This is a genomic window from Burkholderia crassaminum, from assembly GCF_964265005.1.
Lineage (GTDB): Bacteria > Pseudomonadota > Gammaproteobacteria > Burkholderiales > Burkholderiaceae > Burkholderia.
Window position 1 is genome coordinate 720,808 of sequence record NZ_OZ183801.1, and the last position, 15,641, is coordinate 736,448.

Sequence of the window (15,641 nt, forward strand, 5' to 3'; positions counted from 1 at the left end):
CATGTCTCCTTTTTTTATGTTCCAGTCGCACTTCGGCAAGACCGGGCGAAACCGCGCGTCCGGCCCCGTATAGCGGGCGCTATGGCGCTTCGGTCACGCCGCGTTGCTGCTTCGGCAGATCGATCTTCATCCACGGATGGGCCTTGTAGTGGCGTGCCTCGAACGCATCGATCGCGGTGCGGTCGGCGAGCGTCATGCCGATCATGTCGAGCCCCTCGACGAACATGCGCTTCTGTCGCTCGGGCAGATCGAACGGGTATTCCGATCCATCTGCTATCCTGACGACTTGGCGCAGCACGTCGATCGTCAGCGTGCTCGTGGCCGGGTCGCCGGCCTGCCCGACGAGCACCGATATGACGGCGGGATCGAGCATCACCAGCAGCAGCCGGTTGTTCAGCGCGTTGAAGTAGAAGATCTCGCCGAAGCTCGGCGCGATCACCGCTTCGAAGCCCGCCTGCTGCAGGCCCCACACCGCGTGCTCGCGGCTGGAGCCGCAGCCGAAATTGGCGCCGGCCACGAGGATGCGGGCCCGCTGATACTCGGGACGGTTCAATACGAAATCCGGCCGCGGCACGCCCGAACCGTCGTGGCGGAGGTCGTACAGCACGCCGCGCGCGAGCCCCGACTTGTCGATGCCGAACAGAAACTGCTTCGGCATGATCTGGTCGGTGTCGAGATTGTTCAGCGGCAGCGGCGCGGCGATGCCGGTGACGAATGCATGCTCAGACATGGTCGAACTCCTTGCGTACGTCGACGATGCGGCCGGCCAGCGCGGCGGCAGCGGCCATCGCCGGGCTCATCAGGTGGGTGCGCGCGCCGCGGCCCTGGCGGCCCTCGAAATTGCGGTTCGTCGTCGACGCGCAGCGCTGTCCGGGTTGCAGGATGTCGTCGTTCATCGCGAGGCACATCGAACAGCCCGGCTGGCGCCATTCGAAACCGGCATCGATCAGCGTGCGCGCGATGCCCTCGCGCTCGGCCTGCTCCCGCACCGCAACCGAACCCGGCACGACCATCGCGCGCACCGATCGCGCGACCGTGCGGCCGCGCACGACGTCCGCCGCCGCACGCAAGTCCTCGATCCGCGCATTCGTGCACGAACCGATGAACACGTGATCGACGGCCAGGCCATCGATAGGCTGCCCGGCATCGAGCCCCATGTAGTCGAGCGCCTTGCGCGCGTTGTCGCGTTCGAGCGGTTCGGCCGACAACGCCGGAATGCACGCGGTGATCGCGATTGCCTGGTCGGGGCTCGTGCCCCAGGTCACGAACGGCGCGACGTCCGCGGCATCGAAGCGATGCGTGATGTCGAACTGCGCATCGGCGTCGGATTTCAGTTGCGCCCACTGCACGGCGGCTTCGTCGATGTGCGCCGCCGGCAGGTCGCGGACCCGCTCGCGGACATACGCGAGCGTCGTTTCATCGGGTTCGATGAGCGCGCCGCGTGCGCCGGCTTCCACCGTCATGTTGCACAGGGTCATCCGCGCTTCGGCGCTCAGCGCAGCGATCGCCGGCCCGCCGTATTCGACGACGAAACCGCGTGCGCCCTGCGCGCCGATCCGCGAGATGATGTAGAGCACGAGATCCTTCGACGTCGTGCCGGCGGGCAGCGCGCCGCCCACGTGGATACGCATGTCGCGCGCGACGCGGTACACGAGCGTCTGCGTCGCCAGCACATGCTCGACTTCCGACGTGCCGATGCCGAAGCCGAGCGCACCCAGCGCGCCGTACGTCGTCGTGTGGCTGTCGCCGCACAGCACGACCATCCCGGGCCGGATCAGGCCGATCTCCGGCGCGACCACATGCTCGATGCCCTGTTCGGTGTCCTGCACGTCGAACAGGTGGATGCCGTGCTTGCGGCAGTTGCGCGTGAAGTTGGCGGCCTGGCTGGCAGCGGCGTCGATGACGATCGTGCGCTGGCCGACCGGAACGGGATGCGTCGGGATCACGTGATCAACGATGCCCATCTGCTTTTCCGGGCGGCGCACCGGCAGGTTCTTTTCCGCGAGCCCCGCGAACGCCTGCGGGCTCGTGTACTCGTTCATGATGTGCAGGTCGGCATAAAGCACGACATGCTGCTCGTCGACGCGGAACACCGTGTGGCTCGCCACGATCTTCCGGTAAAGCGTCTGTCCCATCGTTCCTCCGGTCTGTCTTGCGAAAACGCCCTGGTGCGGACGTTTCGGCAAGTGTAATTTGGAGGGTGACGCCTTAAAATGAGGCACGGCTTAACCCATTATTAAATGAAACTTTAAGATGGATCCGATCGCAGACCTGGAATTCTTCGCGCGGCTCGTCACGCACGGCAGCCTGTCGGCACTCGCGCGCGATCTCGGCGTGACGCCGCCGGCCGTCAGCGCGCGGCTCAACCAGATCGAGCGGCGCCTGGGCGTGAAGCTGCTGAACCGCACCACGAGGCGGCTCGCGCTGACCAACGAGGGCGAGGTGTATCTCGCGACCGGCTCGAAGTTGCTGGAACAGGTACACGAACTCGAACGCACGGTGTCGAGCAGCCGCAACCAGCCGCAAGGGCTGCTGAAGGTCAATGCGACTTTCGGGTTCGGGCGCCGCCACATCGTGCCCGCGCTGTCCGCGTTTCGCGATCGTCATCCGGAGGTCGAGATCCAGCTCGAACTCACCGACCGCCCGATGAACCTGGCCGAGTTCGCGTACGACGTGGGCATCCGGTTCGGCGAACTGCCCGACCAGCGCGTGGTGGGCCGCAAGCTGGCCGCGAACCGCCGTTTCGTCTGCGCGTCACCCGCTTACCTGAAGGCGAACGGGACGCCGAAGGTGCCCGGCGACCTGCGCGGCCACCGCTGCATCGTGCTGCGCGAGAACGACACCGCATACGGCACGTGGCACTTCACGAAGGGCAAGCGCCATGAACTCGTCAAGGTGCATGGCGTGATGAGCAGCAACGACGGCGAAGCGACGCTGCGCTGGGCGATCGACGGGCACGGCGTGCTGGTGCGATCCGAATGGGACGCGCAACCGTTGATCGATTCGGGCGCGCTGACGCGCGTGCTCGAGGATTGGTCGTTGCCGCCGTCGGATATCTATGCGGTGTATCCGGAGCGGCTCAACCTGTCGGCAAAGGTGCGGGTGTTCGTGGATTTTCTTTGTGAGTATCTGGGCGGGCGGGAATGATGTGGACGTCGGGGAACGTGGCGATTCGTGGAATTCCGTTGGTATTTCTCGGCTAACTACCCGAAGCGGCCGTTTGGCCCGGCACACGTTCAGCACGAGCCGGCGCATGCTGGTTTGGCCGATCAGGTCATTCTGCCTAGGCCACCTGCCCCCTCACCGAAAACGGCACGCCTCAAATTATCTGGAATCCGAAATACATGAACACGATGGGCTTGCCGTCAGCCGTTTCACCACTCGTCGTACAACGGCCAGCCCACGCGGGGCACACTTTCTGGCCGGACGACGTGAGCTTGCTGGATGGAAACACGTCGACGCCACCCGTGTGCTGTCGTCCGCTCGACTGACCGACACGTACCTGCTTGCGCTCGCTCGTGCTCACAAGGGCAAGCTGGCGACCTTCGATCGGCACCTGGTTGATGACGATGCCGTGCCGAACGGCGCCAAGCATCTTGAACTGATTTCCTGACCCTGGATTGGGAGTAAGCGTCGTGACAGCTTCGCTTGAACGGGTTTCTTCGATGGCGATGCGCTGGTTGCCGCGACCGCCAATCAAAGAATCTCTGCCTTATGCTCTGCAGAGCACGATCACGAACCTTGCTCATCCCCCTCGAGGATTTGACACCGCGCACATTCGCGCGACAATAAAGCCTTCGGCCGTACGCCGAAGGCTCATGAAAGCTCGAACACTAACGCTGCAGCCTCTGTCCAGGAAACCGGGGGACGGCCACCTTGTCATCAACCCAGCGCAGCATAAGTAACCTGCCATTCGAACCAATCGATGCTATCGCGAGGGTCGTTGGCTACCGCTTGAATCGTGAAGCTTTGTGGCGTCGGAAAGTCCACACGCAATCCTGGCCAGGGTTCCGGCTTAGGATCGTTCTTGTAGATATGAATCGGCAAGACCGTCACCGAAACAATACCGAAACCCGGTGGAATCGTCGGGTTAATACGTGCAGGCAGATCGGCGCTACCTGTTACGCCGGAATTCCAGCCAATTCGGGTCGGGCTCGCGCCTTGACGTCCCAGAAAAGTCTGCCATAAGAACCAGTCGATACTGTCGCGCGCCTTCGTCCCGTCCGAACTGAGAAATATCGAGCCGGATTCCGTAAATTCGGCAATCAGGCCGGCCCAAGGCTCGGGATTCGGATCATTGGAGTAAATATGAATTGGTAGAACTGTGACCCCGGCAATGGCCTCATTGGGGGAGATTTGCGTATTGATTTTCTGTGGCAACGAAGCGTTCGAGGTCACGCCGGATTTCCAGCCTCGCGGCTGATAGCCCGCCGGTGCGGTCCCATACGTAACCTGCCACATGAAAAACTGGATTGAATCGCGCGGATTATAAGGCTCAGCCGACAATATGAATCCGCGTCCGTCGGTCGTGAAGTTGGTCTGTAGCCCGGGAAACGGCTCGGGATGTGGGTCGTTGGAATAAAGGTGAATGGGCAAGACCGTCAGCCCCAAGATGATCGTGCCAGCTGGTAACGGCGGAAGTACCGAGATAGAGCCCTTTTGCTGCAGAGTGTTGTCGACCGTTCCGGAAATCCATCCCGAGGGAGAAAATCCGGATACTCGATTGTCTGACATGGCATGCCCCGTTTTGAAAGGTAGTTTAAGAAGCCCCTCATGCACGCTTACATTACTGCTACAACAGTTGCGCTTAATTTTTTGTGTAATTCATTTTCGACAACTGATCGATTATTTTTTATTGTGAATGGAAGGATAATAGTTATGGAAATGGCGCAATGATACCTGTCAATCCTGGCAGGGCGAAGCCGATGATGTGGCGCGCATTATCGTTACGCGAGCGGCCGATAACCGATGCGAAGCTGACGTCCAAATGTCGGTTCAGCGAGATAGGCGAACGACGCTACATGGCCGACACCTGTCCATCTGGGTTACCCGAAAAACTGCTGGTGCATCTTCGTGAATGCAGCGGGTGTCGGTCGGGTTTCTAGCCACTCCAGAACCTGCTGACCGCATTCGGCACCGTTCGAAGACGATGTGTCCACCACGTAATCGTAGTGCCGGTTAGCGTGAATCGAGTGAAACTGAGACTTGGCGAGTCCGATCTTACGGTCGCCACGGGCCTGTTCGCGTTCGATCAGGACTTCAAGCGCACAGGAAACACCAATAATAAGTACCGGTAGCTCGATCAGGTCTTCAAGCATGTAGCGCCACGCATCGGACGATAGAACGTGATCGACGATCACGGCCTGACCATGTCTGGAGAATGTGGCGGCCGTGGCATTGATCGCCCGACACAGGGCTGCCAAGCGGATCTCTACCAACGGCTTCTCGACGTCCCAATAGTTGGCAGGCTCCATGCTCCGGAATACATCAAGCTCGACGTGCAAAGGATGCTCGTCCAGGTTCTCGCGTAGATATCTGGACAATGTGCTTTTGCCCGAGCTGCTCGGACCGTTGAGTACGACGATGACCCCCGGGGGGCGCAGCGTTTCTGTAATCGGCATTTGGGGCCCTGTCGACGGCCTGCGAACGCAGGAAGCCGGTCGATTGTCGTCCAGGCGAGGCACGGTGTCGAACAACCGTTCGTGGCCGGCAGTTTCAGCCTTTTCTCATCCGACTACGATACCGTGGACACGGCAGCCTACAACTTGCTCTACCAGCCAGCGTCGAGCAATGTCAGTGCAAGACGATGGCCGCTCCAGCGTCGGAAAATGCCCGCATCCTTCGAGCGACTCGAATCGAGCATGCGGCATCAGCCTGGCGATACGAAGGCCGACATCGACCGGAACGAAGCGATCTGCCTTGCCCCATATGAGAAGTGTTGGAATCTTGCTCGTTGCCAGCGTCGACCACCGATCCGAGCGCGTCAGCGTAGCATCGGATTGTCGCGCAAACATGTCCGAACCGGTATCGCGCGCCATTTGAACAAACGCTGCTCTCGACCGGACATCTTCCGGAGGAATGGCGTTCTCGGCGAATTCGGCGATCACTTGCTCATGCTCGCCCGCCCGAATCCTCCGGCTGGTAGCGCGAACAACGTCCGGATATGGATGTGCGCCCGGCTGACAGTTCATCAACCAGAGTCCACGTATACGTTCAGGCGCTCGGGCCAGCACTTCCATCGCGAGACAGCCACCGTAGGCCGTCCCTGCAATGATGAATGGGCCGTCAACGGAGGCAAGCAGGCTCTCGGCACTGTCGGCAAACGTAGGATAACCGAGCACCCGGACAGACGGCGCAACCAGATCGCTCAACCTTTCGATTTGATGGGCATACATGCGTTCGTCGCACGGCATTGCAGGCAAGAAGACGAGCGGTAGTGGCATGGTTACTTGCGAGGACAGGTTGGACGACGGCGGAAGCGGGTTCGCGACCTCGTGCAATCAGGCACGGCTATAAAGATTGTCGAGGATATCAACCGGATCGTCGACAGAGCGCTTCTGGCCGCGCCCTGAAGCTGGGGCATGTAACGCTCGCGAGTCCCGTTGTCGATGCGCAGCCTCGCGATCATGAAGCGTAGCCACACCGGGGAGCCTCTTTCCGTTGGGCCGCGTGGGTTCAAAAAGTCAACGGACAAGCTACCCGAATACCCGAGCCCATACCGCCCGAAGGCGTCGCGCACGGTCCTCGAGGAGATAGGAGGCCACCAGCGTCAAGAGACCTGAAATCGCCCCCGTCACGATGTGCTCGACATACGGAATACGGTAGTGACTCGTGTGCGAGTAGGCATCGCCCAACGTCGTCAGGCAGCCAACGACCAGCGCATTGCCGTATCGATGCGCGTAGAGTTTCACCGCGGGCGTGAACGTCAAAAGTACAGCCAGGAGTCCGGTAAGCAGACCTGTATGAAATGCGATAGTCCAGTGGGCAAGGCTCATGATGTTGCCCCAGCTCCCCGGCATGCAGGTCATGCACGCACTGGTCGGCTGCCAGAAGCGCTGGATAAACAGTCTGACGCGGTGCTTCCACTCGGTTGACATGATGCATTCCCGTCAATTCCGTTGTCACGGCCAACGCCGCCACACGTATCGTTGAAGCGGCTTCCCAACCCTTCAACGCGCTTGCCGCCCCCGTCACGGATGGGCTGCCCGTGTGCCAGAGCGGCCGAGCAATAACCTGGACGTGGGGGGAATACTACTCCACGATTGGACGGCCACTGTTTAGACCGAGACCGGCATTCAACGCTTGCATCTGTCGGTGCGATCCCGTCCACGGCGGGCATCGAGCGTTGCGCTTTCGCGCGAAGTCGACGTCCGGCATTGACGGCGAATTCAACCGGTCGACGCAGCAGCTGGATGGAATCGTTCAGCCGGCGTGTCTTATCGGAGCGCTGACTACAGCCTCAGCGTCCTTGCGAATAATCTTTACCCACATCACGAACCGGGCCTGGCGTTCGACGAATGTCGCCATCCGGCCATTGGCGTTGCCGAACAGCAGATCTCGGCCGTGCCAGGGCGTTCACTGATTGATATGACATCGCGGATGTTCGTGCGGCCCTCGGTCGTCAGTGTGTATCGACGCGATCGACGCATGGCCGCAACACCTCCCCGTCATATAGAATGGCACGCTTTGCCGCTTTGCCCGCCCTCCTATGTGGTTCAAGAATCTTCAGCTTCATCGTCTTCCGGCCCCTTGGGCCGTTACCCCCGACCAGATGGAAAAATGGCTGGCGCCCTACGCGTTTCAGCCGTGCAACAGCATCGAGATGCAGCGCTTCGGATGGGCGTCGCCGCGTGACGACGGCGCGCTTGTGTATTCGAACAACCGGCAGATGCTGCTGGTGTTTCGTGCGGAAAAGAAGCTGCTGCCGGCGTCGGTCGTCAATCAGGTGACCAAGGCCCGGGCGCTTGAAGTCGAGGAGCAGCAGGGCTTCAAGTTGGGGCGCAAACAGTTGCGCGAACTCAAGGAGCAGGTTACCGACGAACTGATGCCGCGCGCGTTCAGCATTCGCCGCGATACCCGCGTGTGGATCGACACGGTGAACGGCTGGCTCGTCATCGATGCGGCTTCGCAGGCGCTCGCTGACGACATTCGCGGCCTGCTCGTCAAATCGATCGACCCGTTGCCGCTCGCCAGCGTTCAAGTGGCGCATTCGCCGGTCGCCGCGATGACGGACTGGCTGCTGTCCGGCGAAGCGCCAGGCGGATTCACCGTGGACCAGGACGCCGAGTTGCGCTCGAGCGGCGAAGGCGGCGCCACGGTGCGATACGTCGGCCACGCGCTGGAAGCGAACGACATGCGCCGGCACATCGAGGCCGGCAAACAATGCATGCGCCTCGCGATGACCTGGAACGACCGGATCTCCTTCGTGCTGACACCATCGCTGACGATCAAGCGTGTGACGCCGCTCGACGTGATCAAGGAAGCGACGGATCCCACCGCGCAGAACGACGACGAACGCTTCGACTCGGATGTCACGCTGATGACGGGCGAATTGGCGCGGATGTTGACCGATCTCGTCGATAGCCTGGGTGGCGAGCAGCACGACGCGATGAAACAAGCGGCAGCGGCCTGAACTCCGTCGGCTGTCGAGAATCGTCGCTCGGCGACGGCGCAGCTTCGCGCTGACGCGACGTTTCGAGGAGGACCGTCGCCGCTCTGGCGGCGGGTCGCGTCTCGCTGGCGATCTTCGACATTAATCGTTGGCAGTGACCGTTTGCGGATCGACTCCCGACATTCACCATGAGACCCGGGGCAGCATCAATAGCCGACACGCGATAAAAGCCGCCGACACGAGTCTTCCACGAATCGCGAGCAGATTCGGCCGCAACCAGGAAGAGCAAAGCGAGGCGAATATCGCGGCAACGCTCGACGCGAATACGGAGCTTGCCGAACCCTGCGAACCAGGCATGCGTTCGCTCGACGGCCCAGCGATGCCGTCCTGACTGCTCGCTGCTTTCCACGCCGCGACGGGCGATACGGGCCTTGACGCCACGCCGTCTCAGATAACGTCGGCAAGGTGCAAACACAGCCCGCGAGCAACTTGCTCGGACGTTTGCGCGGCTGGCCGTTCAGGCCAGGTACCGCCGGAATCGCATCAGATGTGGGCTCGAACGTCATCGATTCGTGCCGATTGGCACCAGTGACCGTGGCAGCCCGCAGGATGCCTCGTGCGTCCACGAAAGATGCCGTTCAAAGCGGCTAGATCATCGACCGTACGCCGCCGTCCGCCCGTGGGCGAAGGCATGAACTTCAGAATCGGCGGTTCCCGCGCCACCCATAACGCGTTACTGATTCACGCGGTGCGCCGTCGCGCCCGTCACAGCCAGATCGTGCGTGATGAACAACAGGTTCAATACGATCAAGCACGATGATCCCCTCGGCTGGCCGTACGACATCCAGAAGCCTCGCGGCGACACACGTCGGCCGTGCACGCACAAATCTCCGACTCGAACGGCGCGCAATAGCGACACGCGCCGTCCCGCTCCATCGACGCTTCGTGCCGGCAGTCCGCGAACAGTTCGCCGGTGCCTGTGGTGTTCGCAGTTGCCCCGCTTCACTGCACGTTGGCCCAGGATGCAATATATTTTCCCCGTGATCGCGACATGTCCCGGCAATCGAGCCAGGAAACTCATCGTTGCGGGATCGCATCGTATTCATTCTCATTGACCGGCGCCTGAAATAATCAGGGGCACTCGTATCATCAATCTATGTTTTCGAATAAATTCCGGATCCTCATCGCGGCCAGCGCAATTTTCGCGGCTCATGCATCAGCACAATCCGCCGCGTCCGCCCCCATTCCCGAACAACTGCCGTATGACATCCCCTACGGCCCGCCCATTACGCTGACGCAGGCGCGTACCGCCATGGCCGCGGCCGAAACGGAGGCACGACGCCGAAACTGGAAATACGCGATTGCCGTTGTCGACAGCGGCGGGAACCTGGTCTCGTGCGACAAAATGGACGGGACGCAACTCGCCTCGGTTGAAATCGCGGAAGCCAAGGCGCGCGCATCGGCCCGATTCCGCAGACAGACCCGGGATATGCAAAGCGCCATCAACAACGGTGCGACAGGTAACCTCAGCATCCCGGGAATCCTCGCGGGCGAAGGCGGCATCCCGATCGTGATCGACGGGCACCTGATCGGCGCGATCGGGGCCAGCGGTGGCGCGGGTGTGCAGGACAGTGTCATCGCGGCCGCCGGCGCGGCGGCAATCAAGTAAGGTGCGCGTCATCGCGCGTGTCGCGAAACCGTATCGTTGCCGACGCTCGCGCTGCCGCTGAACCGCCCATTTCGGCAATACAACAGTCTAATTCCGACGTTTTAATTACATTTTTCTTTCACGTTTGTTTTAAGCCGGTCGCAGTACGCCGATGCCGCGTTGAAAATACGCGAATCGTGCGATATCGATACACTCCCCCGTTGCAATGAAATTTGAGCGCGACACTGGACGCTCGAATGGAACCGGTTCCATAATCTCGTGCCCGAACGCTGTCTCGCCTGAACAGATAAAAACCTCTGCATGCGGCGTGTGCAATACTTTGTTCAGCCGGCAATGGTCGTTTGCCGATGCGCTCGGACGGGTAACGCAGCGCCGCCGGGGGGACGCATTCGGGTCGTTTCGGCCCGGAGCGGCTCCCAACGCGGAACATTCGGAAGAAAGAAAACATGCGAGCAACGTCTCGCGGAAAAGACGAAAACGACATGGCCCCATACAAACATGAATCGCGCATCCTCGCGCGCGCCGGCATGACCCGTAGAGCGGCGCTGAAAGTGATGGCCGCAGCGCTGACGCAAGTCGGGCTGCTCACCGCCGCGCCCGGATACGCACTCGCGCAGCAGCCGTCGCTCGACACCCGGACCTTTCTCGCGCTATCGAAAGCGCTGACAGGCCATGCGAACCTCGACCCGACGACGGCTGCGCGCCTCGTCGACGCATTCCGACGCACGGACCCCGGCTTTGCCGCGCGTGCGGCTGCGCTGGCGCAACGCGTCCGCGCCGGCCAGACACCCGCGCAACTGCTGGCCGATGCCGACGGCGCAGGCCTGCACGACACGGCGCTCGCGATCGTCGCCGCGTGGTACACGGGCACCGTCGGTCATGGCCAGAAGGCCGTGATGGTTGCCTATGCCGATGCGCTGATGTACGACACCGTCCACGACGGAATGAGCGCACCGACCTATTGTTCGAACGGCCCGCTATGGTGGACCGCCGAGCCGCCACCGGCCGACGTCGCGCCGCCCCGCAAAACGGTTGCGTCAGCAACTACCCCGCCCCCGCAAACGCACGCCTGAACCTCATGAGAACTCCTGTATTTGAATCGAACGGCGACGTATCGGCCGACGTCGTGATCGTGGGCTCCGGCGTGGTTGGCGGCCTGATCGCCGACCAGCTGGTCAGCCAGGGTCATTCGGTGCTGATCATCGAATCGGGCCTGCGCATCGAGCGTGGGCAGGCGGTCGAGAACTGGCGCAACATGCCCTTCGACAATCGCGTGGGCTCCGACTTCCAGGGGCTCTACCCGCAGGCGGCGAATGCGCCTGCCCCGCTCTATTTTCCGAAGAACAACTACGTCGGCCTGAGCGGAAGGGATGGCCAGAGTTTCCAGCAGGGCTATCTGCGCACAGTCGGCGGCACGACGTGGCACTGGGCCGCGTCGAGCTGGCGGCACCTGCCGGTCGATTTCCGGATGAAGTCGGCTTATGGCATCGGCCGCGACTGGCCGATCTCCTATGACGACCTCGAGCCGTACTATTGCCGCGCGGAAGAGGAAATGGGCGTCGCCGGGCCAAGCGATCCGGCCATGCAGTCGCCGTCGCAGCGCAGCCGCCCCTATCCGATGGACATGGTGCCGTGGGGCCATGGCGACCGGCGCTTCGCCGAAATCGTCAACGCGCATGGCTACCGGTCGATCCCGATTCCGCAGGCACGCAGCACGCGGCCGTGGCAAGGTCGCCCGGTCTGTTGCGGCAACAACAATTGCCAGCCGATCTGCCCGATCGGCGCGATGTACAACGGCATCCACCACATCGAGCGCGCGGAGCGCAAGGGTGCGAAAGTGCTCGCCGAATCGGTCGTCTACAAGATCGACACCGATGCGAACAATCGCGTGACGGCCGTGCACTGGTACGACGCGTCGCACAAGTCGCACAAGGCGAGCGGCAAGATGTTCGTGCTCGCGTGCAACGGCATCGAGACGCCGCGCCTGTTGCTGCTGGCCGCGAACGAGCGCAATCCGCACGGCATCGCGAACGGCTCGGACCAGGTCGGGCGCAACATGATGGATCACTCGGGCTTCCACTGCACGTTCCTCGCGAACGAGCCGATGTGGCTCGGCCGTGGCCCCGCGCAGAGCAGCTGTATCGTCGGCCCGCGCGACGGCGATTTCCGCGGGCAGTATTCGGCGAACAAGATGATCCTGAACAACATCTCGCGCGTCGGGCCGGCCACGCAGCAGGCGCTGAAGCTCGGCCTGGTCGGCAAGGCGCTCGACGAGGAAATCCGGCGCCGCGCGATCTACGGCGTCGACCTGTCGATCAGCCTCGAACCGCTGCCGGATCCGAACAACCGCCTGACGCTCAGCAAGACACGCTTCGATCCGCTCGGCCTCGCGTGCCCCGACATCCACTACGACGTCGGCGACTATGTGCGGCGCGGCTACGACGCGGCCTGCAAGCAGCTCACGCATATCGGCAGCCTGTTCGATGCGGTCGAGTTCAACATCACGACGTCGCTGAACGCGAACAATCACATCATGGGCGGCACCATCATGGGCTCCGATCCGAAGAACTCGGTCGTCGACGGCGACTGCCGCGCGCACGATCACGCGAACCTGTGGTTGCCGGGCGGCGGCGCGATGCCGTCGGCGTCCGTCGTCAATACGACGCTGTCGATGGCAGCCCTCGGCCTGAAGGCCGCGGATTCGATTTCCGCGAGCCTCGCGAAGGGTTGATTCGATGACACAGACGATCCAACGACAACTTCGCACGCTGCGCGGCGCCGGCTACTGCGCGGCCGTCGCACTCGCGGTGCTTGGCAGCGTCGGCGGCACGCCCGCGTTCGCGCAGGACGCAGCGACCGGTGCGGCGCCGACGCCGACGTCGGCCGACGCCGCGCTGATCAAAAAAGGCCATCAACTCGCGATCGCGGCGGACTGCATGGCCTGCCATACGGCGCTCGACGGCGGCAAGCCGTTCGCGGGCGGGTACGGCATCGCGTCGCCGATGGGGCAGATCTATTCGAGCAACATCACGCCGTCGAAAACGGCCGGCATCGGCAACTACACCGAGGCGCAGTTCGCACGCGCGCTGCGTGAAGGCGTGCGCGCGGACGGCGCACGCCTGTATCCGGCGATGCCGTATACGTCGTACAGCGGCCTCAGCGACAACGACGTGCACGCGCTTTACAGCTACTTCATGCACGCCGTGAAGCCGGTCGACGAGCCCGCGCCCGCGACGAACCTGCCGTTCCCGTTCGGCATGCGCATCGCGATGACGGGCTGGAACATGCTGTTCCTGACGAACAAGCGTTTCGAAGCCGATCCGGCGCACGACGCGCAGTGGAATCGCGGCGCGTACCTGACCAATGTGCTCGCGCACTGCAGTGCGTGCCATACGCCGCGCAACGCGCTGATGGCCGAAGACTTCGGCCGCAATCTGGGCGGCGCGCAGCTCGGTGCGTGGTATGCGCCGAACATCACGTCGGACCCGGTAAGCGGCATCGGCGCATGGACCGACGACGAGCTGGTGTCGTACCTGAAGACCGGCCGCGCACCCGGCAAGAACCAGGCGGCCGGCCCGATGGCGGAGGCCGTGCAGAACAGCCTGCAGTATCTGTCGGACGCGGACCTGAAATCGATCGTCACGTATCTGCGCAGCACGAAGCCAATTCGCGACGAGCACGAGTCTGCACCGGCATTTGCGCATGGGCGCGCGGTCAGCAGCGAAGCGACGCTGCGCGGCACGACCGCGTTGAATGCGAACGGTACGCTGACCACGGGTGAGGCGCTGTTCAGCGGTTACTGCGCGAGCTGTCACCAGGCCAACGGCAAGGGCAGCCCGAGTCAGGCCTACCCGTCGCTGTCGAACAATACCGCCACGGGCTCGCGCAATCCGTCGAACCTGATTGCGGCGATCCTGTACGGTGTCGATCGCAACGCGGGCGGCGAGCACGTGCTGATGCCGTCATTTGGAGAGGATTCCTATGTCCAGCCGCTGAAGGACGATCAGATCGCCGCGATCGCGAACTACGTGCTCGCGCAGTATGGCAATGCCGACGTGACCGTGACGCCCGACGACGTGGCCGTCGCGCGCAGCGGCGGCCCGGTTCCGCTGCTCGTGCGGGCCCGGCCGTTGATGCTCGCAGCACCGGTGGTTGTCGTGCTGCTGGGGATCTTCGCAGTTGTGTTCCGGCGACGCCGGGCACGTCGTACGGCACGCGCGGGGGTTACATCCGGTGAGATTGGATGATTGAGGGTGTCAGGCATGTCGCTGCTGGACTACCGGCCTTCTGACTTTCGAAAGAGACGTTGGTCGTTCAGCAACGGACATGGATGCAGGCGAGGCGCTCACGCGAAGTACGGCGTTCGCGTTCTCGCCGCCATCTCATACATGCAGGCGGCATCTGCCGAGCAATGTGCCGTCGCGTTTGCTTGGCAACGCGTTTCAGTGCGCAGGCCGACAGGAAGACAGGCGCTCTGCGGCCCCGTTCGCGGCACGCATGTTTGAATATTCTGGAATAGCCGGATTTTCCGGCTCCATTTTCGTCGTAGATAATGGTCAGGCCGGTCGACGAAATCGGGAAGCGACCACCTTGAACCAATGCATTGACCTGCTGTAGCTCCTTGACGGCGACAAGCAGCACAAGTCGCGTGGGATTGGTCTGAGGGGCGAGCCTCAATGCCGAATTTCTCTACTTTTGATCCGGACTACGTCTTGGGCCAGGGTCAGAAGTACTCTTCGTGAACGTGACCTACAAAAGTTCATTCCGGGTAATCGCCATAATGGGTCGAACCAGAATTAAAGTGTTATGCATGACGGGACTCGCAAAACATGAAGTACGAGCAACTTAAAAGCCTTGAAGAGTATTTGGAAAAAGTGGAAGCCGCTCTTCTACAAGAGGAGAGGCGAATCTCCTTCAAGTATCCGCAGCAAAGCATCTCACCTTGGAATGCCCAGCAACTCGACGCGGAAAATGAGTTTACTCTTGATCTCGTTGCGGGATGCGCCAACGTTTACGCGATATTCACCGCACCTGGAGATTCCAATGTCTTCACCCTCAAATACATCGGAAAAACAACGAGAAAGCTTGCGCGCCAAAGAGTCCGCAACCATTTAATAAAAAAGAACGAGAGAACCGGAGCAAAACTCGAAAACATCGTTACACATGTTCAGTCAGGTGGGCTGGTGAAAATTTCCTGGGTCACAATCGAACCGGAATCTCTTCGAAACTATATTGAAGAGGAGCTAATATCACGACACAAGGAGGCTGACTGGAATCGTGAAAACAAATAACAACTGGTTCAGATCGTTCGCTTTGCTCACAGGGACGGGCTAAAGCCCACACCTTAACCAAACGTTGAGC

General features: G+C 61.8%; 15 protein-coding genes and 2 pseudogenes. 8 read left to right on the plus strand and 9 right to left on the minus strand.

Going from position 1 to position 15,641, the window contains the following annotated elements; all coding sequences use genetic code 11:
* Positions 1-79: 79 nt before the first annotated feature.
* Positions 80-730, minus strand: a complete 651-nt coding sequence (gene leuD, locus ACPTTF_RS36490) for a 3-isopropylmalate dehydratase small subunit (RefSeq protein ID WP_423372373.1) — start codon at positions 728-730, stop codon at positions 80-82.
* The gene (gene leuC / locus ACPTTF_RS36495; RefSeq protein ID WP_423372374.1) at positions 723-2,135 is read right to left on the minus strand and encodes a 3-isopropylmalate dehydratase large subunit; all 1,413 of its coding nucleotides are present in this window, start codon (positions 2,133-2,135) and stop codon (positions 723-725) included. The genes leuD and leuC overlap by 8 nt, the downstream gene beginning before the upstream one ends.
* Before the next feature lie 118 nt (positions 2,136-2,253).
* Between leuC and ACPTTF_RS36500 the strand changes: the two genes are divergently transcribed.
* Complete coding sequence (locus ACPTTF_RS36500; protein ID WP_423372375.1) at positions 2,254-3,147, plus strand: LysR family transcriptional regulator; 894 nt, start codon at positions 2,254-2,256, stop codon at positions 3,145-3,147.
* Between the two features lie 172 nt (positions 3,148-3,319).
* On the opposite strand, the gene ACPTTF_RS36505 is transcribed toward ACPTTF_RS36500, so the two are convergent.
* The 6 genes and pseudogenes from ACPTTF_RS36505 to ACPTTF_RS36530 form a co-directional block, all read right to left on the minus strand.
* Positions 3,320-3,700 (minus strand): hypothetical protein, encoded by a 381-nt coding sequence (locus ACPTTF_RS36505; protein ID WP_423372376.1) that lies wholly within the window; start codon positions 3,698-3,700, stop codon positions 3,320-3,322.
* Positions 3,701-3,882: 182 nt separating this feature from the next.
* Positions 3,883-4,734: a hypothetical protein gene (locus ACPTTF_RS36510; protein ID WP_423372377.1), complete on the minus strand. Its 852-nt coding sequence runs from the start codon at positions 4,732-4,734 to the stop codon at positions 3,883-3,885.
* Between the two features lie 311 nt (positions 4,735-5,045).
* On the minus strand, positions 5,046-5,621 hold the full coding sequence (locus ACPTTF_RS36515; RefSeq protein WP_423372378.1) for a chloramphenicol phosphotransferase CPT family protein: 576 nt from the start codon (positions 5,619-5,621) through the stop codon (positions 5,046-5,048).
* Between the two features lie 105 nt (positions 5,622-5,726).
* Positions 5,727-6,443, minus strand: a complete 717-nt coding sequence (locus ACPTTF_RS36520) for an alpha/beta fold hydrolase (RefSeq protein WP_423372379.1) — start codon at positions 6,441-6,443, stop codon at positions 5,727-5,729.
* Between the two features lie 252 nt (positions 6,444-6,695).
* Entirely contained in the window at positions 6,696-7,097 is a 402-nt protein-coding gene (locus ACPTTF_RS36525) for a hypothetical protein (RefSeq protein WP_166959451.1), read from the minus strand.
* A gap of 328 nt (positions 7,098-7,425) precedes the next feature.
* Positions 7,426-7,652 (minus strand): annotated as a pseudogene (locus ACPTTF_RS36530) (IS30 family transposase); the annotation flags it as partial.
* Between the two features lie 56 nt (positions 7,653-7,708).
* Between ACPTTF_RS36530 and ACPTTF_RS36535 the strand changes: the two are divergent.
* Entirely contained in the window at positions 7,709-8,632 is a 924-nt protein-coding gene (locus ACPTTF_RS36535; protein ID WP_423372380.1) for a recombination-associated protein RdgC, read from the plus strand.
* A gap of 185 nt (positions 8,633-8,817) precedes the next feature.
* On the opposite strand, the pseudogene ACPTTF_RS36540 reads toward ACPTTF_RS36535, so the two are convergent.
* Positions 8,818-9,237 (minus strand): annotated as a pseudogene (locus ACPTTF_RS36540) (transposase); the annotation flags it as partial.
* A gap of 65 nt (positions 9,238-9,302) precedes the next feature.
* On the opposite strand from ACPTTF_RS36540, the gene ACPTTF_RS36545 reads away from it, so the two are divergent.
* From ACPTTF_RS36545 to ACPTTF_RS36570, 6 genes are all read left to right on the plus strand, one after another.
* Positions 9,303-9,431 carry a hypothetical protein gene (locus ACPTTF_RS36545; RefSeq protein ID WP_347814781.1) on the plus strand — a complete coding sequence of 43 codons (129 nt, stop codon included), beginning with the start codon at positions 9,303-9,305 and terminating at the stop codon, positions 9,429-9,431.
* A 336-nt stretch (positions 9,432-9,767) separates the two neighbouring features.
* Positions 9,768-10,280, plus strand: coding sequence for a GlcG/HbpS family heme-binding protein (locus tag ACPTTF_RS36550; RefSeq protein ID WP_166959445.1), 513 nt, complete (start codon positions 9,768-9,770; stop codon positions 10,278-10,280).
* 482 nt (positions 10,281-10,762) lie between these two features.
* On the plus strand, positions 10,763-11,353 hold the full coding sequence (locus tag ACPTTF_RS36555) for a sugar dehydrogenase complex small subunit (RefSeq protein WP_423372382.1): 591 nt from the start codon (positions 10,763-10,765) through the stop codon (positions 11,351-11,353).
* Between the two features lie 5 nt (positions 11,354-11,358).
* A complete protein-coding gene (locus tag ACPTTF_RS36560) occupies positions 11,359-13,011 on the plus strand; it encodes a GMC family oxidoreductase (RefSeq protein ID WP_423372383.1) in 1,653 nt (550 codons plus the stop codon).
* Positions 13,012-13,015: 4 nt separating this feature from the next.
* Positions 13,016-14,527: a c-type cytochrome gene (locus tag ACPTTF_RS36565; RefSeq protein ID WP_423372384.1), complete on the plus strand. Its 1,512-nt coding sequence runs from the start codon at positions 13,016-13,018 to the stop codon at positions 14,525-14,527.
* A gap of 582 nt (positions 14,528-15,109) precedes the next feature.
* Entirely contained in the window at positions 15,110-15,571 is a 462-nt protein-coding gene (locus tag ACPTTF_RS36570; RefSeq protein WP_423372385.1) for a hypothetical protein, read from the plus strand.
* Positions 15,572-15,641: the final 70 nt, after the last annotated feature.